Consider the following 18,905-nt stretch of genomic DNA (forward strand, 5'->3'; position numbering starts at 1 on the left):
CATTATGGAGTAAGATCGCCGCCATGAATATCAAGTACTTTATCCCCGCCGGCCTGCTGCTGGCCGCCGCTACCGCCCTGGCGCAGCAGGCGCCCGCCGTCAAGGAAGCGCCGCTGCGCGCCCACCTTTCCTTCCTCGCCGACGACCTGCTCGAAGGCCGCGGTACCGGCCAGCGCGGCGGCGACCTGGCCGTGCGCTACCTGGAAACGCAGGCAGCGGCGATCGGCCTGAAGCCGCTTGCCAATGGTGCATACCGCCAATCCGTGAAATTCCAGGGCACCCGCCTGCTGCCCGGCAGCTCGATCAAGTTCAGCACCGGTGCCAGCACGCTGGCGCCGCGCCTCGGCGAAGATGTCCTGATCGGCACCGGCAGCGGCCGCGCGGACGTGGTGTTCGACGCGCCACTGGTGTTCGTCGGCTACGGCGCCACCGCACCCGAAGAAAACTGGAACGACTACAAGGACGCCGACCTCAAAGGCAAGGTCCTGGTCATGATGGTCAACGACCCGCAGCCGACCGCCGAGGAACCGAACCGCTTTGCCGGCAAGGCCTACACCTATTACGGCCGCTGGATGTACAAGTACGAGGAAGCCGTGCGGCGCGGCGCCGCCGGGGCCTTGCTGATCCACACTACGCCATCCGCCGCCTACGGCTGGAACGTGCCCGCCACCAGCTTCTCGCTGGAGCGTTTCCATGCGCCTGGCGCCGGCAACCTGGTTGAAGGGTGGCTGTCGGAAGATTTCACGCGCACCCTGTTCAAGGCCGCCGGCTTCGACCTCGACACCTTGCGTGCCGCCGCCGAGCGGCGCGACTTCCAGCCGGTTGCGCTGAACCTCAGCGCCCATAGCGAAATCCGCTCCAGCGTGCGCCAGGTGGAACAGTTCAACGTGGTCGGCATCGTGCCTGGCAGCGATCCGAAACTGAAAAACGAAGCGGTCGTGTATTCCGCGCACTGGGACCACCTCGGCAAGGCCGAAGACCAGATCTACAACGGCGCCATCGATAACGGCTCCGGCGCCGCCGCCCTGCTGGCCATGGCCGCAGCCGCGGTACAGAAGCCCGCCAGGCGCTCGCAGGTCTTCCTGTGGCCGGCCGCCGAAGAAGTGGGCATGCACGGCGCGTCCGCCTACGTCGCCAATCCGGCCTTCCCGCTGAACCGCACCCTGGCCGACCTGAATCTCGATTCGATGAATTTCGCCGGACGCACCAGGGATATCGGCGTCGCAGGCGCCGAGCGCAGCACGCTGTACGCCAGCGCGGGCAAGGTGGCGCAGCAAATGGGCCTGAAGCTGGCGCCGGCCATTCCCGATTTGTCGGGCGCCTATTTCCGCGCCGACCATTTCCAGTTCGCCAAGGCTGGCGTGCCGGCCTTTAACGTCGGTTCCGCTGTATTCTCTGGCGACGGCCACTTCGAGTTCGAGCAAGCGCAGGAAGCATCGGCCGCCAGGATCGTGGCCTTCAAGAAGGACTACCACACCGTGCGCGACCAGTACCACGCCGACTGGGACCTGTCGGGCATGGTGCAGCAAGCCCAGTTTACGCTCAACCTGGGCTACGAGCTGGCCAACGGCAAGGACATGCCGGCCTGGAAGAAGGGCGATCCGTTCAGCTTTGTGAAGCGCTGAGCGCGGCCTCGCTCTGCTCCAGCAGCGCGAGGAAATCGGCCGCCGGCATCGGCCGGCCGAAGAGATAGCCTTGCATGTGGCGGCAGCCATGGCGGCGCAGGAAGTCCAGCTGATCCTGCGTCTCCACCCCTTCCGAAATCACATCCAGCCCCAGGTTGCCGGCCAGCGCAATGATGGTGGTGACGATGGCCGCGTCGTCCGGATCGACCGTCAGGTCGCGCACGAAAGTCTGGTCGATCTTCAGCACGTCGATCTCGAAGCGCTTCAAATGCGCCAGCGAGGAATAGCCGGTGCCGAAATCGTCGATCGCCAGTTGCACGCCCAGCTTTTTCAGCTGGTGCATCACTTCCGTGGCATGCGCCACGTCGTCCATCACCGCGCTCTCGGTCAGTTCCAGCTCCAGGCAGCATGGCGCCAGGCCGGTATCGGCCAGCACTTCGGCCACGCTCTGCACGAAATCCGGCTCGGCCAGCTGGCGCGCAGAGACATTGACGGCGATGCGCAATTCCTTGCGCCCCGCTTGCTGCCAGTCGCGCAGCTGGCGGCAGGCCGTGCGCAGCACCCAGGCGCCTATCGCCAGGATCTGGCCCGTCTCCTCCGCCAGCGGAATGAAGCGGTATGGCGCCACCATGCCCATCTCGGGATGGCGCCAGCGGATCAGCGCTTCCATGCCCATGATGCGGCCCGTGGTGCAGTCGACCTGCGGCTGGTAGTGCAGCTCGAACTCGCGCCGCTCGAGCCCTGTGCGCAGCGCGCTTTCGATGCGCAGGCGCTCGCCCAGTTGCTCGTTCATGGCCGCCGTGTAGAACTGGTACTGGTTGCCGCCCATTTCCTTGGCGCGGAACATGGCGATGTCGGCGCGCTCGGCAAGTACGCCCGGCTCCTTGCTGTCGCCGGGGAAAGCGGCGATGCCGGCGCTGGCGGTCAGGAACAGTTCCGTCCCGTCCAGCACCAGCGGCGCCGCCAGGCTGTCCAGCACGCGCTGCAGCTGCTCGGCGCGCGGCGCGTGGCCGCCCCGCTCCGGCAACAGCATCAGCGCGAATTCATCGCCGCCAAGGCGCGCCACCGTGTCCACCGGCCGCACCGCCGACTGCAGGCGCGCCGCGACGATCTGCAGCAGCCGGTCGCCGCCCTTGTGCCCCAGGCGGCTGTTGGTGAACTTGAAGCGATCGAGGTCGATCGACACCAGCCACAGTTCATGCCCTTTGCGCGCCGAGTGCTGGATGGTCTGCGCCAGCCGGTCCTGCAACAGCAGGCGGTTGGGCAGGCCGGTCAGCGCGTCATGGGTGGACTTGTGCTCCAGCTCCGATTCATAGGCCTTGATGGCAGTGATATCGTGCTGGATCGAGATGAAATTGACCAGCTTGCCCTGCTCGTCGCGCACCGGCGACATATACACATCGTTCCAGTACATGCTGCCGTCCTTGCGGTAGCAGCGCAGCACGGCGTGGCCGTCGCGCCCTTCGCGCATGGCCGTGCGCAGCTCGTCAAAGCCCGGCTGTTCGGTGTCCACGCCCAGCAGCATGCGCGGACTGCGTCCGAGCGCCTCGGCGGTGCGGTAGCCGGTAATGCGCTCGAAGGCCGGATTGACGTAGACGATCGGGCTATGCTGCTCGGCCGACGTGATGACCACCGCATTGGTGCTCGATTCGATGGCATGCTGGCGCCACAGCAAGGCCTGGTTGGCCGCCTTCAGTTCCGCCGTGCGCTGCGCCACGCGCTGCTGCACCAGTTGCTTGCGGCGCTTGAGCGAGTCGACGAAGGCGGCGCCGATCAGGGTAGTCAGCACGCCCAGCGCCAGCGCAGCCAGGGAGGCCAGGTGCTCGCTGGCCAGCACGCGCGAGCCGGGCCAGGCCACCAGCAGCCAGCGGCTGCCCGCCACGTCCAGCGGCAGCGTCACCGGCTTGGTGCGCGCAGGATAGAGCCAGGCCGGCAGGGGCAGGCCAACGCCATTGCCCTCCGGCGCCGGGGGCGCGTCGTAGACCAGGGCGCCCGGGTCGGCCTGGGCGCTGGCATAAACCTTCATGTCCAGCGCCGCCGCATCCGGCCCGGCGCTGGCAAAGATGCGTGCAATCATCTCGCCCGGCTGCAAGGTCAGCGCCGTCTCGCCCAGCACACGCCCGCCGCCATATAGCGGCATCGACACCACCACGCCCATGCTGCCGCGCGCGCCGGCGCGCTGCGCCAGGTGCACCAGCGGACCGGCCGCCGGCTGCCCACTGGCATAGGCGCGCTGGCGCGCCGTTTCGTCATGCTGCGGATAGAGTGTATCGAGGCCGAGCGCCTGCTCATTGCCGGCGAGCGGCTCGATATAGTCGATCACGCGATAGCGCGGGCGTACCGCTGCCGGCACTGTCACCCCGTCGTGCATTTCGCGCACGGTGGCGCCGGGCACCAGCGCCTGCAGCGAAGCTTCGAAAGCGGGCCGCTCGGCCTGTTCAATGAAGCGCAAATAGCTGGTACCCAGCACATACGGATGGCGCGCCAGCAGGGGCGCAACGAAGCGCTGGAATTCCTCGCGGCTGGTGTTGGGGCGGCTGACGAAAAGCTGGTTGACCGCCTGCAGGCTGGCCACGGCGCCGTTGATGCCCTCGCGCAGCACGAAGGCACGCGCCTGCACCCGCTGTTCGAAGGCCAGCTGGGCGCGCTGCGCCTCGAGCCGGCTGGCGCCGGCAAACAGCGCGCCCGTCAGGGCGCAGCCGCACAACAGCGCCAACGCCGCGGTGCGGGTACGGAATGCCTGTTGAGGTGCTGTGCTGTCTGCTTGGTCCATAGCTCCCTGCCTTCGCCGTGCGAGCTTACCATTTTCGCACGGCCATACACTTAATGCCATAAAGCAATACTTTCCGCACGGCTCACGCGCGCCCGGCGCCGTACCGGCCGCCTATACTGGACTGCCAACACCACAGGGGAGGCGAGCATGGAAAAGACCTGGATCGTCGTGGCCGACAGCAGCCACGCCCGTATCTTCCAGCTGCGCGACGGCCAGCTGCCAGCCGAGGAAATCCAAGACCTGGCCAATCCGCTGGGCCGGGCCGACAACAAGCAAGTCGCGTCCGACAGCCACGGCCAGTTTGCCGGTCCCGATGGCCACGGCCACACCGCGCCCCGCGTGGAAGAACCGGTGCAGCACGAAGTGCACCAGTTCGCGCGCCACCTGGCGCGCCAGCTCGACACGGCGGCGGCCCAGCAGCGCTTCCAGCACCTGGCCCTGGTGGCCGCGCCGCGCTTCCTGGGCTTGCTGCGCGACAGCCTGGACAAGCAGACGCGCAAGCTGGTGACGGCTGAAGTCGACAAGAACGTGGCCGGCTTGCCGCGCAGCGCGCTCGACGCCTGCCTGCAGGAACTGGCGCGCCCGCGCCACCCGCACTGAGATACATCTGCCATGGACCTCAGCACCCAATGGACCACCGTACGCGGCCCGGACGGCGAGTTCGACGCTTTCCTGGCCTTGCCGCGCGGCGGCCACGGCCCGGCCCTGCTCCTGCTGCAGGAGATCTTCGGCGTCAACGCCCACATCCGCAGCGTGGCCGAGCAGTATGCCGCCGACGGCTATGTGGTACTGGCGCCCGACCTGTTCTGGCGCCAGGGCAAGCGGCTGGAATTCGGCTATGACGAAGCGGACTGGGCCCGCGCAGCGCAGTGCAAGCAACGTGCCGACACGGCGCAGACCCAGGCCGACATCGGCGCCGCTGCGGCCGCCCTGCGCGCCATGCCGGGCGCCGAGGGCAAGCTGGCCGTCATCGGTTATTGCTGGGGCGGGCAGATGGCTTTCCTGGCGCTGGCCAACGGCCATGCCGGGCACGCCGTGGCGTATTACGGCGGCGGCATCCAGAACTGCCTCGCGCGCGCCGCCGCTATCCGCGCCCCGCTACTGATGCATTTCGGCGGGCGCGATGCGCATATCCCGCGCGAAGCGGTGCGCGCGATTGCCGAGCGTTTCGAGCACAACGAGCAAGTCGAGATCCACCTTTATCCCGAGGCAGAACACGGCTTCAACTGCAACCACCGCAGCAGCTATCACCAGCGCAGCGCGGCTGAAGCGCACGGCCATACCTTGCTGTTCCTGAGCGAAAACCAGTAAGTGCGTTCCCGCACAGATGTCCCAACTGTGCAGTCCTAATCTCGAGTGCTGGACCCTTACGGAGGAAATGATGGCTGATGACCTGAATTCCCGGCCTGCACCCGCGGCCGCCGCAGTTTCCCCGGCCGCCACGCTGGCCGCAACCCTGCTGGCAGCAGTCCTCGCTGCTTGCGGCGGCGGCGGTGGCGGCTCTGCCCCGGTGACGCAACCGGAGACGCCCAAGCCCGACCCAGCGCCGCCGACGCCGGCTCCCTTCACCCTGGCTGTGCACGAAGTGGCCAGTGGCCTGCAGACCCCGGTACTGCTGACCGCGCCGGCCAACGACACGCGCCGCTTCATCGTCGAGCGTCCCGGACGCATCCGCATCCTGGCCAGCGACGGCACCTTGGGCACGACGCCTTTCCTCGACTTGACCGGCCTGATCAGCACGGATGGCGAAGGCGGGCTGCTGTCGATGGCCTTCCATCCTTCCTACGCGCAGAACGGGAAGTTCTACATCTATTACACGGACAAATTCGGCAATATCGCGATCGATGAAGCGAAGGTATCGACAGGCAATGCCAACCTGGCTGATGCCAATTCCCTCAAGCGGCTGGTTACCATCCCGCACCCGACCTACACCAACCATTATGGCGGCCTGCTGGCCTTTGGCCCGGATGGCTACCTGTATGCCGGCACCGGCGACGGCGGCGGCAGCGGCGACCCCAGCGGCAATGCGCAGAACCTCGATTCCCTGCTGGGCAAGCTGTTGCGCCTGAACGTCGACACGCCAGTCGCGCCCCTTTATCTGGTGCCGCCAGACAATCCCTATGCCGGCCAGGAAGGCAAGCGCGGCGAGATCTGGGCCTACGGCCTGCGCAACCCATGGCGCTTCGCTTTCGACGCCGCCACCGGCTCGCTCTACATCGCCGACGTCGGCCAGGATATGAAGGAAGAAGTCGACGTGGTGGCAAGTACGCTGAAGCCGGCCAACTACGGCTGGAACGTAATGGAAGGCACGAGCTGCTACAACGCCGCCAGCTGTTCGCAGGCAGGCCTGACCCTGCCGGTCCTCGAATACGACCACGGCAGCAATAACGCCAACGGCTGCGCCATCACCGGCGGCTTTGTGTACCGCGGCAAGGCCATGCCGGAGCTGGCCGGACGCTACCTCTATTCGGATTACTGCAAGGGCTTCCTGAGGAGCTTCCTGTACACCAATGGCGCAGTGAGCGAAGGCAAGGACTGGGCGGTGGGGGATATCGGCCGCGTACCGGCTTTCGGCCAGGACTCCGCCGGCGAGCTGTACATGCTGAGCGAAGGCGGCAAGGTGTACCAGATCGTCAAAGGCCCATGATGCACCCGCGGGCAGCTGCGAAGGCGCGCTACAATGTGCGCTTTCCCACTTGCCCAGTAAAGACATGGCCAGACTGACGCTGTCGTTCCCGGACGATCAATTCTGCTTTTCGACCCAGCTGACGGTGCGCGTGACCGATATCAACGGCGCCAACCACCTGGGCAACGATTCCATGATTTCGATGATCTCGGAAGCGCGGGCGCGCTTCCTGTTCGAGTTCGGCGTGCAGGAAACCGAGGCCGACGGCACCGGCATCATCGTCACCGACCTGGCCACCACCTACCGCGCCGAGGCCCATGCCCGTGACCAGTTGCTGTTCGAAGTGGGCGTGATGGATTTCAACAAGTACGGCGGCGACGTGATCTTCCGCGTTACCCGCCCGGCCGACGGCAAGCTGGTCGCCATGGCCAAGCAGGGCTTTGTGTTCTACAACTACGGGCACAGCCAAGTGGTGCCGATGCCGGACGACTTCCGCGCCAAGTTCAGCCGCGTGAACTGGATCGACTGAGCGCCAGCCTTACTTCTTGCTGAGCTGGGTCGGAGCAACAAAGGTGGCTTTGAACCAATCGTCGATCATCGGTTTTTCGTAGCGCAGCGTATCGCCGGACGCATAGTGGTTAAAGCGCTCCAGGTACATCATGTTTTTCAGATGCTCTTCGCCGCTGGCGATGACCTTGCCATCCTGCTCCAGCGTATAGTTCAGCGACATGGTCGGCCAGTCGGCGCCGCCACGCAGGATGCGCACGTCGTCCACGAAGTGGCGGCGGCGCGGCTCGACCCGGCCTGCCAGGTCGATATCAGTGACTGTAATGTTCAGCTGCTGGTTGGCTGGCAAGCGCTGGGCGAGGCGCTGGAAGTGTTCGGTAAATTCCTTCAGCATTTCCGCGCGGTCGCTTTCCCACGCCGGCACGTCCATGAACTTTTCCGGCTCCTGGTACTTGACGGTCACCGTGCCGGCCGATGCGGCAGCGGCGGCAGCCAGCAACAGCGCGGCGGCGATGCAGAATCGAGTAGCGTGTTTCATGATTGGTTTCCTTTCCTGGATAACCTTCAATATACTCCTCGCCTTCGCCCCCGCTGTCATTGAAACAATTTCTGACAAATAAAACGAGACGGAAAAGACCGCTCACGCACGTGTGCGCGGGCGCACGGCGCGGCGGCCAGCCAGGAGCGACACTGGGCACAGGAGGAAGCCCATGCCCGAAGGTCCATCGATCGTCATCCTGACCGAACTGGTACGCAGTTTCGAAGGCCGCACCATCGCCGCTGCCAGCGGCAACAGCAAAACCGTGCCCTTCGACGAACTGCCCGGCCAGCCCATCCTCTCGCTGCGCAGCTGGGGCAAGCATTTCCTGATCGAACTGCCGCTCTTCACACTACGCATTCACTTCCTGATGTTCGGCAGCTACCGCATCGACGAACGCAAGGAAGGCACCACACCGCGGCTCTCGCTGCAGTTTGAAGAAGGCGGCGAACTGAACTTCTATTCCTGTTCAGTCAAGCTGGTGCCGGGCGAACTGGAACAGGCATACGATTGGCGCAGCGACGTCATGTCGGAGCAATGGAGTCCGCGCCTGGCACTGCGAAAACTGCGCGACGACCCGGAACGTCTTGTCTGCGACGTTCTATTGGACCAGAATATTTTTTCCGGAGTTGGCAACATTATCAAAAACGAAGTATTGTTTCGATTGCACATTCACCCTCTCTCTACAGTAAGTAAATTGCCGCAAGGAAAGTTAAGGGAACTGGTGAAACAGGCACGCCAATACAGTTTCGAATTCAAGGCCTGGAAGCAGGCATACGAATTGAAAAAGCATTGGCTGGTGCATAACCGCCGTGACTGTCCACGCTGCAATATCAAGCTCCACCGAGCCCATCTTGGGCTCACCCAGCGCCGCACTTTCTGGTGCGAACGCTGCCAAAAGCGTTACGGCGACGCAGGGATGTTGTAAAGATTTAGCGTATCCAGTATTGCCTGTTGTTAATAACAATGGGTAAGACTACAATCGTTCAGATGCGCCTAAAAATTGCGCATCGCCCAGGGACTGTGTGTCACATTTGGAATTTGCCAATATGTCTTTCTTGTCTTCTGCTACGCCCAAACTCGCGCCGTGGAGAATCCTGCTGGTCGATGATGAACCCGATATTCACGACATCACCAAACTGACCCTGAGCCGCTTCCGCCTGGAAGGGCGCGGCCTGACTTTCCTGCACGCCTACAGCGGGGCCGAAGCGAAAGAAGTGCTGGCGAAGGAAAAAGACATAGCCCTGGTCTTCCTCGACGTCGTGATGGAAAAGGAAGACTCCGGCCTGGAGGTAGCGCGCTGGATGCGCGAAGACCTGGACAACCAGTTCACCCGCATCGTGCTGCGCACCGGCCAGCCTGGCCAGGCGCCGGAAGAACGCGTGATCGTCAACTACGACATCAACGATTACAAGGAAAAGACCGAGCTCGATCGCACCAAGCTGTTCACCACCACCTTCGCCGCCCTGCGCGCCTACCGCGACATCATGAAGGTGGAAGAAGCGCGCCAGCAGCAGCTGCATTACCGCGAAGGCCTGGAACGCGTGATCGCCGCCTCGGCCCATATCTTCCAGGCGCGTAACCTGAAGGACTTCGCCAACGGCCTGCTGCAGCAAGTGGTAGCGCTGCTGCGCCTTGAGCAAAGCATGCTGGTGCGCCTGCGCGGCGCCACCGCCGTCACCGGCGAAACCGCTTACGAAGTGCTGGCCCAGATCGGCCAGGAAGAGGACAGCCTGCTGACCTCCGACTTGCTGGCGCAGCTGAAGGATGTCGAGCGCAACCAGATCTCGCGCATGGCAGGCGACACCTTCGTCGGCTACTTCCCCAACAGCAGCGGCAAGGCTTCGCTGCTGGTGCTGAAAGGCGTGGAAGAGATTTCCGAGATTGACCAGAAGCTGCTGCAGATTTTCTGCAGCGGCGTCGCGATCGCCTTCGACAATATCCTGCTGACGCAGGAAATCACCGACACCCAGGCCGAGCTGATCATGCGCCTGGGCGACGTGGTGGAATCGCGCTCCAACGAAGCGGGCAACCACGTACGGCGCATGGCCGAATTCTGCCACCTGCTGGCCACTGCGGCCGGCATGCCGGCCGAAGAAACCGCGGTACTGAAACATGCCGCCCCGATGCACGACATCGGCAAGATCGCCACGCCCGATTCCGTGCTGCTCAAACCTGGCAAGCTCGACGCCGCCGAATGGGAAATCATGAAGCAGCACCCGACGGTCGGCCTGTCGATCCTGGACGGCTCACAGCGCCCGATCCTGAAGGCCGCCGCCGTGATCGCCCACCAGCACCATGAAAAATTCGATGGCAGCGGCTACCCGCAAGGCCTGAAGGGCGCCGACATCCACGAATATGCCCGCATCGTCGCCGTCGCCGACGTGTTCGACGCCCTGATGCACAAGCGCTGCTACAAGGACGCCTGGCCGGTGGAGCAAGTGGTCGCCCACATGCGCGAAGTGGCCGGCCAGCACCTCGACCCGAAATACGTCGAGCTGATGGTGCAGAACATCGACAAAGCCCTCGCCATCAACGATCGCTTCCCGGATTAAAGCCGGGGGGGACGGTAAAAAAAAGGGGACGTAACACATTTAGCGCTGCGCGCTAAATGTGTTACGTCCCCTTTTTTTACCGCCCCCCCCGGCTTTTATGCTGATTGCTTGCGCTGGTCGCGCGGGAAGCGCAGGTGGTAGTGCAGGCCCATGCCGGGCGAGCTGACTACTTTCACCGTACCACCCAGGGGGCCGGTCACCAGGTTGTACAGGATGTGCGCGCCCAGGCCGCTGCCGCCGGAACCGCGCTTGGTGGTGAAGAACGGGTCGAACAGCTGCTGCAGCGTGGTCGAATCCATGCCGACGCCATCGTCGCTGTAATCGAACAGTATGTGCTCCCCATCGAGCTTGCCGGTGATGCGGATGCTGCCCTTCTGTCCTTCTTCAAAGCCGTGCACCAGCGAGTTCACCACCATATTCGTGACGATCTGCGAGACGGCGCCAGGGAAGCTTTCGCAGTGGATGTCGGGCGGGCAGTCGACCTGCACGCTGATCGGCTTGCCTTTCAGCTTGGGCTGCAGCGACAGCAGCACCTCGTCCAGGTATTTGCGCAGGTTGAAGTGGCGGATATTGTCGGAAGACTGGTCCACCGCCACCTGCTTGAAGCTGCGCACCAGTGCGGCGGCGCGCTGGGTGTTGGTGGTCATGATCTTCAGCGACTGGTCGACCGTATCGAAGAACTGGTGCAAGCCGTCTTCGTCGAGCGCACCATCGGCGAGGTCGAGGCGGCACAGCCGCAGTTCTTCCACCAGGTGGCTGGTGGCGGTGACGCAGATGCCAAGCGGGGTATTGATTTCGTGCGCCACGCCGGCTACCAGGCGGCCCAGTGAGGCCAGCTTTTCCTGCCGCACCAGTTCCGATTGTGCGGTCTGCAATTGTGTCAGCGCGGAGGCGAGCGCGGTGTTCTGTTCTTCCAGTTCGGCTTTGGCGCGGCGGATCGCCAGGTCGGCGCGGGTGCGCGCGATGGCGGCCGCCGTGTGGTTCGCAACATACGCCAGGATATCGAGTTCGGACTGGGTGTACGTCACCGATGTATCGTAGCTTTGCACGATGATCACGCCCAGCGCCTCTTCGCCGACCGTCATCGGTGCGCCCATCCAGCTGGCAATGCCCTGGTTGCCCAAGGGTTCGTTGATCTCGCCGCTCGCCATCAGCGCGCTGAAGGCCGGGCCGTCGAGCAGCATGGGCTTGCGCTTCTTCAGCACGAAGGAGCTCATGCCGATGCCGTATTCAAAACGCTTGACCGGCGCTTCCAGGTCCTTCTCGTCGACGAAGTAAGGAATCGAGATCTCGTCGCGCTTGGGGTGGTACAGCGCGATCAGGAAATTGCGCGCGGTGATCAGGCCGCCCACGATCTCGTGCAGCCGGGCATACAGCGCCTTGGCGTCGGATTCGGCCGAGGCGGAAGCGGACAGGCTGGCGATTTCGTACAGCGCGCGCTGCAGGCGTTCGGCCTTGCTGCGCTCTGCCACTTCGCGTTCCAGCTCCTGCGTGCGTTCATGAACGGCGCGCTCCAGGCGGTCCATGCTCTGCAAGCCTTGCAGGGCGCTGGAAACGTGGTTGGCGATCTGCGCGAACAGGGCCTGGTCTTCTTCGCTATAGGTGTGCTGCTTGTCGTAGCTCTGGATCACCATGGCGCCGAGCACGTCATGGTTCTGGTCGAGCAGAGGGCAGCCGATCCAATGTTCGGCCACCGTGCCGACACCGAAGACATCGTTCTCGTCGCGCGCACGCTGCTCGTCGCCCGTCATCACCAGGCGCTGCTTGTTCAGGATGACCCAGGCCGTGGGCGACTGGTCGGGCGTGGCCAGCTGCACCAGCTGGTCCTTGTAGGGGTGGTCGTCGACTTCGTCAACAAAGTACACGAAGCGCACCGCATTGCCGGGGGCATCGCGGTCGCTCAGCGCCACATAAAAGTTGGCGGCGTACATGATGCGGCCCAGGGCCGCGTGCACGGATTGCAGGAAGACTGTGATATCGGTGCAGCTGTTGGACAGCTGGCCGATCTCCAGCAGGATTTCCTGGACAGCCTCCAGGCGGCGCAGACGGCTTTCCATCTTTTTCCCAAGATTTACATGCGTCTGGGCAATATATCAGGGTGCGTGCGGGCGAGCCAGCGGAAAACAAAGCCCGCGTTGTATGCGGGCCGACTGGATGTAACGAGGTTTGTGCTATGTCAATGCAAGGACATCGCAGGACGTCGTGGCGGCATGATCGGCGGGCCGAGCGGCGTAATGCGCGGGTCGATGGCCGGATCCGGCGTCTGGTATTTGAAGGGATTGATGATGATTGGTGGAATCGTCGGTGGTGCCGAGGGCGGGCCTTTGGGGCCGCCGCCGAACCAGGAAGATGCGCTGCGCTGGCGCGGTTCGCTGTCGATTCCCAGGAGCAACGATTGGCTCCCGTCTCTTACTAGCCAAGCCATATTCCCCTCCATCTCAGAGATCGGATATTCAGTATAGGCAAACAGTTAATGAATTCAAGCCGCAATCTGCGCGTTTTTTCCATTCATCATGGCAATTCAACCGTTCATCGCAATCCGATGGCTGGGACGGGGCTGCGGGCCTACAGTGACACCATGTTCAACGCCAAGAGGCCCATCATGAAAAAGGTAATTGCCCTCACCCTGCTGCTGCTGTTTTTCGGCATGCTTGCAGCCTGGATGTCGATCGACGCCAATGACCTGGTGGTCACCGTAGGCGACTCGGACTTGGACGGCCCGCTGGGCGCCCTGCTCGGCACCGTGATCGCCGGCGGCGTGTTTGTCATCGTGGCAGTCGTGATGACCTTCGTGGCGGTGCTGGTCGGCTTCATGATGGCCGGTGTCGGCATGCTGGTGATCATGGCTTTGGCCCTGGCTGCGGTCGCGGCCATGGCGGCGGTGTCGCCACTGCTTCTGCCGCTGCTGATCCCCTTCGGCATCTACTGGCTGATGAAGCGCCGCAGCCGCAAGCCCGCCGCGCCCGCCCTGGAACACGCCCCGGTCTGATTGCCCGGGCCGGGTGCTAGAATGCAAATTTGGCAACTACTGGATTTGCTTTCATGCGCCCGACCATTTTGCTGCTTCCCCTCGCCTTAGCCCTTTCCGCTCCCGCCTTCGCCGACAAGCTCGATGACGCCATCTTGGCGGAAATGCAGCGCAGCCATGTGCCCGGCGTGTCCATCGCCGTTGTCAAAGACGGCAAGATCATTCGGGAACAAGGCTATGGTTTCGCCGACCTCGAGAACAGCGTCAAGGTCACGCCGGCGACCATGTTCCAGTCAGGCTCGGTCGGCAAGACCTTCACTGCGGCGCTGGTAATGCTGCTGGCGCAAGACGGCAAGCTGTCGCTGGACGATCCGATTTCAAAGCACCTGGCCAACACGCCCAAGGCATGGGAAGGCATCACCATCCGCCACTTGCTGACGCACACTTCAGGCCTGGGCGACCCTTACGCCAAGCTTGACCTGACCAAGGATTACAGCGAAGAAGAGCTGATCGCGCTGGAAGCGCAGATCCCGGTACTGTTTGCGCCGGGCGAAAAATGGTCGTACTCGAATATGGGCTACCACCTGCTCGGCTTCATCTGCAACAAGGCAGGCGGCAAATTCTATGGCGACCAGCTGCATGAGCGCATCTTCGCACCGCTGGACATGGGCACGCGCATCATCAGCGAAGCCGACATCATCCCGCACCGCGCGCGCGGCTACGAACGCAAGGGCGGCCAGACGGTCAACCAGTCCTGGGTGGCGCCGCGCCTCAATACCACGGCCGACGGGAGCCTGTACCTGACGGCGCGCGACCTGGCCAAATGGGACCTGGCGCTGTACGGCGACAAGGTCCTGCCGGCCAGCGTGCGCCAGGCCAGCTGGACCCCGGCAAAGCTGAACGACGGCAGCGCCACCAATTATGGCTACGGCTGGCAGCTATTCGACCGCAACGGCCACAAGACCATTGCGCACGGCGGCGCATGGCAAGGCTTCCGCGCGCAGTTGTACCGCTTTGTGGACGACAGGCTGTCGGTGGTGGTGCTGGCCAATTCCGCGACCGCGCGGCCGAACAAGCTGGGCGACATCGTTGCCGCCCATTACCTGCCGGCGCTGGCCGTCAAGCCTGTACCGGCGATTGCGGAAACCGAACCTGCGGTCGCCGAGCGCGTGCGCGCCATGTTCGCCAGCATTGCCGGCGGCAAGCAGCCGGACGGCTTGAGCGCCAAGGTGGCCGAAGCCCTGTCGCCCGAATTCATCAAGATGGTGTCGGATGATCTGCGCGAATGGGGCGCGCTGCGCAAGGTCGAAGCGCTCTCGCGCAGCACCGATGGCGAAGTGCGCAAGTACAGCTACCGCCTGAACTACACCAGCGGCGCGATGCTGGTCGACCTCAGCCTGGGCAAGGCCGACCAGGTTGAACAACTGCGCATGCGCCCCGACTGATCATCCTTCCACCCGGTTGCGGCCGCCGCGCTTGGCGCGGTACAGGGCCTGGTCGGCCCGCACCAGGGCTGCATCGCCCGTGCTTTCAACCGGCTCCAGGCCGGCGATGCCGATGCTGACCGTGATGGCGATGGTGCTGCCATTGCGGCCCATCGGCGTATCGGCGATGCGCTGGCGCAGGCGCTCGGCAAAAGCGCGCGCCGCTTCCAGGTCGGCGCCCGGCAGCAGGATGGCGAATTCCTCGCCGCCCACGCGTCCCAGCATGTCGATCTTGCGCTGCGAGTCGCGCATCAGGCCCGCCAGGTGGCGCAGCACGGCATCGCCCCAGTCGTGGCCGTGGGCGTCGTTGATATCCTTGAAGTGATCGATGTCGAGCATCAGCACCGCAGCACGGCCGCCGACGTCGCGCTGCAGGCGGGCCTGCTCGTCTTCCAGGCGCGCCATGAATTCGCGCCGGTTCGGCAGGCCGGTGAGGAAGTCGGTGGTGGCCAGCTGCACCAGTTCCTCATTCATGCGTTTGCGCTCGGTGATGTCGAGGGTCGAGACGATCACGAAATCCAGCGCCTGTTCGTGGCCCGGCATCACCAGCAGCGTCAGTTCGTTCTGGCGCTCCACGCCGTCCAGCCGCAGGAAGCTGCCCTCGGCCTGGAACAGATGGGCGCCCTCCTCCATCGCCAGCAGCGCACGGCCGAAAATGGCCATCGCCGACGGGGCGAAATTCTGCGCCAGGCCAAGCCGGCTTAGCGCCTTATTGGCGGGGTCGGCGCCCACCTGGGCCAGCGCCGCCGAATTGGCGTCGGTGATGCGCACCAGGCTCGCCAGCCGGTGCAGGTGGCTGGGATTGAACTGCAGCCATTGAGCCACATCTTCCACGCCGGATTCGGCCAACTCCTGCAAGGCGCTGCGCACGGCCGACCAATCCTGCTGCCACAGCGCCACCGGGGCGTGGTCATACAGGCTGCGGAAGCGCGCTTCGCCGACGCGCAGGGCCTCGGCGCCGCGCGCCTGCTCCACGGCGATGCCGGCCAGGCTGGCTGCCTGGTCGAGCAAAGCCATATGCGCGACGCTGGGGCGCTGCGGCTCACGGTGGTAGATGGCGAAGGAGCCCAGCACCTTGCCGTTGGCGCCGTGCACCGGTTCCGACCAGCAGGCGCCCAGGCCGGCCCGCAGCGCCAGTTCGCGGTACGGCGCCCACAGCGGGTCGGTGCTGATGTCTTCCGCAATGACGCGGCTGTTGCTGGTGACGGCCTTGCCGCAGGAGCCATTGCCAAAGCCCACGGGCAGGCCGTGAATGGCGTCGTTGAAGAAGGCCGGCAGGCTGGGGCCGGCCGCCACGATCAGGTGCTTGCCCTCCTCGTCCAGCAGCATCACGCTGCAGATCATGCCGGGGTTGACAGCTTCGATGCCACGCAGCAGGCTGTCCAGCACTTCCTGCTGCGGCGCGCCGGCGGCCAGCAGTTCCAGCACCTGATGGCGCCCTTCTTCGCGCCGCTCGTTCAGGGTGCGCTCGGTGATGTCGCGGAAGGACCAGAGCCGCGCCGCTTCGCTGCCCAGGCGCAGCGGGCGCGTGGTCATTTCCAGCACGCGGCCGTCGCGCATCTGCAGGTTGCCCTGGGATTCTTCGTCGTCCGGCTGGTCGTGGGTACAGGCGCGCAGGAAGGCGTCGGGCTGCTCGAGCTGGCCGGCCATATGGGCCAGCAGGATGGCGCCGTCGTTCTGCCAATCGAGCTGCTCCGGTACGTTCCACAGCTGGCGGAAGCGGCGGTTGGAATTCAGGATGGCGCCGCGGTAGTTGTCGACCAGGATGCCGTCCACCGTGGAATCGAGAATACAGCGCAGCACTGCCTGGCTGCCCTGCGCATGTTCGGCCATGGCCAGCAGGGTTTCCTGCCCTTCGCGCAGTTCATCGCCCATGCGGCTGCTGTCCTCCAGGGCAAGGCGCAGGCGCTGGCGGCTTTCCGCCAGCACGTAGGACAGCAGGGCCAGCAAGCCGCTGAACAGCAGGCCGCCGGCCAGGATGGCGTGCGGCTTGTCCGACAGCAGGCCGGCCGGTTTCGGCAGCGCGCTGACTTGCAGTGTCCAGCGGCGCCCTGCCAGGCTAAGGCGCTGGACGCTGTGCAGCCGCTCCGCATTGGCGGTGACGGCCGGCGCGCTGTCGTACATGCGCGCCATGTCGTTGATGTCGTCGCCGTCGTAGATTTCAACGTCCATGCCGCGCTGCGCATCGTGGCCCAGGGCCGACATCACGTCATCCATGCGGAACGGTGCATAAACCCAGCCCTTGGCTGCGGCGCGGCGCTGTATCACGGTATAGCGGCCGACACCGTTCTGGTAGATCGGCAGCGCGATGAGGAAGCCGGCTTGCACCGGCGCGGCCGTCTCCTGTTTCAGCAGCAGCTTGCCGGTCATGGTCGGCAAGCCCGAATCGCGCGCCTGCTCGATGGCGGCGCGTCGCACCGGTTCCGACAGTCCGTCATAACCGAAGGCGCGCTGGTTGCTGCTGTCGAACGGCTCAAGATAGACCACAGGGGCGTACTGGCTGCGCTGGCCGGGCGGCGTGACCGAGTAGTCGGGAAAGCCTTCCGCCTGCACCGTCGCAATATGCGCCGGCAGCTGCGGCCCGGCGACCAGGCGCATGAAGCCGATGCCCTGCATGCCGGGGAAATTCTGGCGCAGCTCAAGGCGCTCCACATAGGTGTGGAATTCGTGGCGGTCGACGAAATCGGAGCTGGCAAACAGGCCCTGCACGCCATACAGGGCCTGGACATAGGCCTGCATGCGCGCTGCGATATTGTTCGCCAGCTCGCGGGCGCGGTATTCAAAGTCGGCACGGGCGTCGCGTTCGGCGTCGATGCGCGCGCTCCACCAGACGCTGGCCGTGGCGGTCAGGCACAGGCCTGCTACCAGCCCCGCCAGCAAGCGGGGTTGGAGCAAGCGTTGGAGCGGCGGGCGGGCAGGTGGCCTCTGCATACCACCATATTAGTTTGTTCAGGGCAAAGTAGTTGCCCTATAGAAAAAGTCAATCGGCGCTGGTATCGCGATTGACAGCCAGTGTGGAATGGTACAGGCGGTAGCCGCGCGCGCGCAGTTCGCAGGCTGGACAGGCGCCGCAGCCGTAGCCCCAGTCGTGCAGGTCGCCACGCTCCCCCTTGTAGCAGGTGTGGGTGTCGGCGCGGATCAGGTCGACCAGCGGCTGGCCGCCAAGCTGCTCGGCCAGTTGCCAGGTTTGCGCCTTGTCCAGCCACATGAGCGGGGTTTCCAGCTTGTTGCGGGTATCCATGCCCAGGTTGAGGGCCACTTGCAGCGCCTTCATCGTATCGTCGCGGCAGTCCGGGTAGCCGGAAAAATCGGTTTCGCACATGCCGCCCACCAGCACGCTCAGGCCGCGGCGGTAGGCCAGGGTGGCGGCCACAGTCATGAACAGCAGGTTGCGGCCGGGGACGAAAGTGTTCGGCAAGCCGTTTTCCTGCATCACGATCTCAATGTCTTCAGTCATGGCCGTCTTCGACAGCTGGGAGATCAGGCCCAGGTCGACCATATGGTCTTCGCCCAGGCGTGCGGCCCATTCAGGCTTCAATGCGCGCATTTTTTCCAGCACGCCAGGGCGCACGGTCAACTCGATCGCATGGCGCTGGCCGTAATCGAAGCCGATGGTTTCGACGCGCGGGTAGCGCTCCAGGGCCCAGGCCAGGCAGGTAGTCGAGTCCTGTCCACCGCTGAACAGGACCAGTGCGGCGTCGTTAGTCAGCATCGCAAAATCTTTCTTCTGGTTTTTTTGAAAATCTTAGGGGTACGCCAATTTGGCTGCTGATCCGGTAACATTCGGTTTCGACATCCAGATCACAGACCACGAATTTTGGCACAAACC

General features: G+C 64.3%; 15 protein-coding genes. 9 read left to right on the plus strand and 6 right to left on the minus strand.

Features of this window, described 5'->3' with window-relative positions:
- Positions 1-23 precede the first annotated feature (23 nt).
- Positions 24-1,625, plus strand: a complete 1,602-nt coding sequence (locus GM658_RS02590) for a M28 family peptidase (protein ID WP_155452469.1) — start codon at positions 24-26, stop codon at positions 1,623-1,625.
- Here the strand turns inward: GM658_RS02590 and GM658_RS02595 are convergent.
- The gene (locus GM658_RS02595; protein WP_170298642.1) at positions 1,606-4,398 is read right to left on the minus strand and encodes a bifunctional diguanylate cyclase/phosphodiesterase; all 2,793 of its coding nucleotides are present in this window, start codon (positions 4,396-4,398) and stop codon (positions 1,606-1,608) included. The genes GM658_RS02590 and GM658_RS02595 overlap by 20 nt on opposite strands.
- 147 nt (positions 4,399-4,545) lie before the next feature.
- Here GM658_RS02595 and GM658_RS02600 point away from each other — a divergent pair, with 147 nt between their 5' ends.
- From GM658_RS02600 to GM658_RS02615, 4 genes are all read left to right on the plus strand, one after another.
- Positions 4,546-4,998 (plus strand): host attachment protein, encoded by a 453-nt coding sequence (locus GM658_RS02600; RefSeq protein ID WP_155452471.1) that lies wholly within the window; start codon positions 4,546-4,548, stop codon positions 4,996-4,998.
- A gap of 12 nt (positions 4,999-5,010) precedes the next feature.
- Complete coding sequence (locus GM658_RS02605) at positions 5,011-5,709, plus strand: dienelactone hydrolase family protein (protein ID WP_155452472.1); 699 nt, start codon at positions 5,011-5,013, stop codon at positions 5,707-5,709.
- A gap of 67 nt (positions 5,710-5,776) precedes the next feature.
- Positions 5,777-7,045 (plus strand): PQQ-dependent sugar dehydrogenase, encoded by a 1,269-nt coding sequence (locus GM658_RS02610; RefSeq protein WP_229416732.1) that lies wholly within the window; start codon positions 5,777-5,779, stop codon positions 7,043-7,045.
- Between the two features lie 64 nt (positions 7,046-7,109).
- On the plus strand, positions 7,110-7,553 hold the full coding sequence (locus tag GM658_RS02615) for a thioesterase family protein (protein ID WP_155452474.1): 444 nt from the start codon (positions 7,110-7,112) through the stop codon (positions 7,551-7,553).
- 9 nt (positions 7,554-7,562) lie between these two features.
- On the opposite strand, the gene GM658_RS02620 is transcribed toward GM658_RS02615, so the two are convergent.
- Positions 7,563-8,069 (minus strand): DUF3016 domain-containing protein, encoded by a 507-nt coding sequence (locus GM658_RS02620; RefSeq protein WP_155452475.1) that lies wholly within the window; start codon positions 8,067-8,069, stop codon positions 7,563-7,565.
- Between the two features lie 172 nt (positions 8,070-8,241).
- Between GM658_RS02620 and GM658_RS02625 the strand changes: the two genes are divergently transcribed.
- Together GM658_RS02625 and GM658_RS02630 are read left to right on the plus strand one after the other, a co-directional pair.
- Complete coding sequence (locus tag GM658_RS02625) at positions 8,242-8,997, plus strand: DNA-formamidopyrimidine glycosylase family protein (RefSeq protein WP_155452476.1); 756 nt, start codon at positions 8,242-8,244, stop codon at positions 8,995-8,997.
- Between the two features lie 121 nt (positions 8,998-9,118).
- A complete protein-coding gene (locus GM658_RS02630; RefSeq protein WP_155452477.1) occupies positions 9,119-10,624 on the plus strand; it encodes an HD domain-containing phosphohydrolase in 1,506 nt (501 codons plus the stop codon).
- Positions 10,625-10,719: 95 nt separating this feature from the next.
- On the opposite strand, the gene GM658_RS02635 is transcribed toward GM658_RS02630, so the two are convergent.
- Positions 10,720-12,681 carry a GAF domain-containing sensor histidine kinase gene (locus tag GM658_RS02635; RefSeq protein ID WP_155452478.1) on the minus strand — a complete coding sequence of 654 codons (1,962 nt, stop codon included), beginning with the start codon at positions 12,679-12,681 and terminating at the stop codon, positions 10,720-10,722.
- A gap of 119 nt (positions 12,682-12,800) precedes the next feature.
- Positions 12,801-13,016, minus strand: coding sequence for a hypothetical protein (locus tag GM658_RS02640; protein WP_155452479.1), 216 nt, complete (start codon positions 13,014-13,016; stop codon positions 12,801-12,803).
- Positions 13,017-13,226: 210 nt separating this feature from the next.
- On the opposite strand from GM658_RS02640, the gene GM658_RS02645 reads away from it, so the two are divergent.
- Both GM658_RS02645 and GM658_RS02650 read left to right on the plus strand, forming a co-directional pair.
- Entirely contained in the window at positions 13,227-13,613 is a 387-nt protein-coding gene (locus GM658_RS02645; protein WP_155452480.1) for a hypothetical protein, read from the plus strand.
- Between the two features lie 53 nt (positions 13,614-13,666).
- On the plus strand, positions 13,667-15,037 hold the full coding sequence (locus GM658_RS02650) for a serine hydrolase domain-containing protein (protein ID WP_155452481.1): 1,371 nt from the start codon (positions 13,667-13,669) through the stop codon (positions 15,035-15,037).
- On the opposite strand, the gene GM658_RS02655 is transcribed toward GM658_RS02650, so the two are convergent.
- Both GM658_RS02655 and queC read right to left on the minus strand, forming a co-directional pair.
- Positions 15,038-17,971, minus strand: coding sequence for a CHASE domain-containing protein (locus GM658_RS02655; RefSeq protein ID WP_229416733.1), 2,934 nt, complete (start codon positions 17,969-17,971; stop codon positions 15,038-15,040). It abuts the gene before it with no gap.
- Positions 17,972-18,056: 85 nt separating this feature from the next.
- A complete protein-coding gene (queC, locus tag GM658_RS02660) occupies positions 18,057-18,788 on the minus strand; it encodes a 7-cyano-7-deazaguanine synthase QueC (protein WP_155452483.1) in 732 nt (243 codons plus the stop codon).
- Between the last annotated feature and the right edge of the window lie 117 nt (positions 18,789-18,905).

Origin of the sequence: Massilia eburnea (genome assembly GCF_009720745.1) — a bacterium.
GTDB lineage: Bacteria > Pseudomonadota > Gammaproteobacteria > Burkholderiales > Burkholderiaceae_D > Rugamonas > Rugamonas eburnea.

Bases quoted from the DNA above. Each gene is read 5' to 3' on its own strand.
- GM658_RS02635 (WP_155452478.1), bottom strand. From the start codon at position 12,681: ATGGAAAGCCGTCTGCGCCGCCTGGAGGCTGTCCAGGAAATCCTGCTG.
- GM658_RS02645 (WP_155452480.1), top strand. From the start codon at position 13,227: ATGAAAAAGGTAATTGCCCTCACCCTGCTGCTGCTGTTTTTCGGCATG.
- GM658_RS02595 (WP_170298642.1), bottom strand. From the start codon at position 4,398: ATGGACCAAGCAGACAGCACAGCACCTCAACAGGCATTCCGTACCCGC.
- GM658_RS02600 (WP_155452471.1), top strand. From the start codon at position 4,546: ATGGAAAAGACCTGGATCGTCGTGGCCGACAGCAGCCACGCCCGTATC.
- GM658_RS02620 (WP_155452475.1), bottom strand. From the start codon at position 8,069: ATGAAACACGCTACTCGATTCTGCATCGCCGCCGCGCTGTTGCTGGCT.
- queC (WP_155452483.1), bottom strand. From the start codon at position 18,788: ATGCTGACTAACGACGCCGCACTGGTCCTGTTCAGCGGTGGACAGGAC.
- GM658_RS02605 (WP_155452472.1), top strand. From the start codon at position 5,011: ATGGACCTCAGCACCCAATGGACCACCGTACGCGGCCCGGACGGCGAG.
- GM658_RS02610 (WP_229416732.1), top strand. From the start codon at position 5,777: ATGATGGCTGATGACCTGAATTCCCGGCCTGCACCCGCGGCCGCCGCA.
- GM658_RS02630 (WP_155452477.1), top strand. From the start codon at position 9,119: ATGTCTTTCTTGTCTTCTGCTACGCCCAAACTCGCGCCGTGGAGAATC.
- GM658_RS02625 (WP_155452476.1), top strand. From the start codon at position 8,242: ATGCCCGAAGGTCCATCGATCGTCATCCTGACCGAACTGGTACGCAGT.
- GM658_RS02615 (WP_155452474.1), top strand. From the start codon at position 7,110: ATGGCCAGACTGACGCTGTCGTTCCCGGACGATCAATTCTGCTTTTCG.
- GM658_RS02590 (WP_155452469.1), top strand. From the start codon at position 24: ATGAATATCAAGTACTTTATCCCCGCCGGCCTGCTGCTGGCCGCCGCT.
- GM658_RS02650 (WP_155452481.1), top strand. From the start codon at position 13,667: ATGCGCCCGACCATTTTGCTGCTTCCCCTCGCCTTAGCCCTTTCCGCT.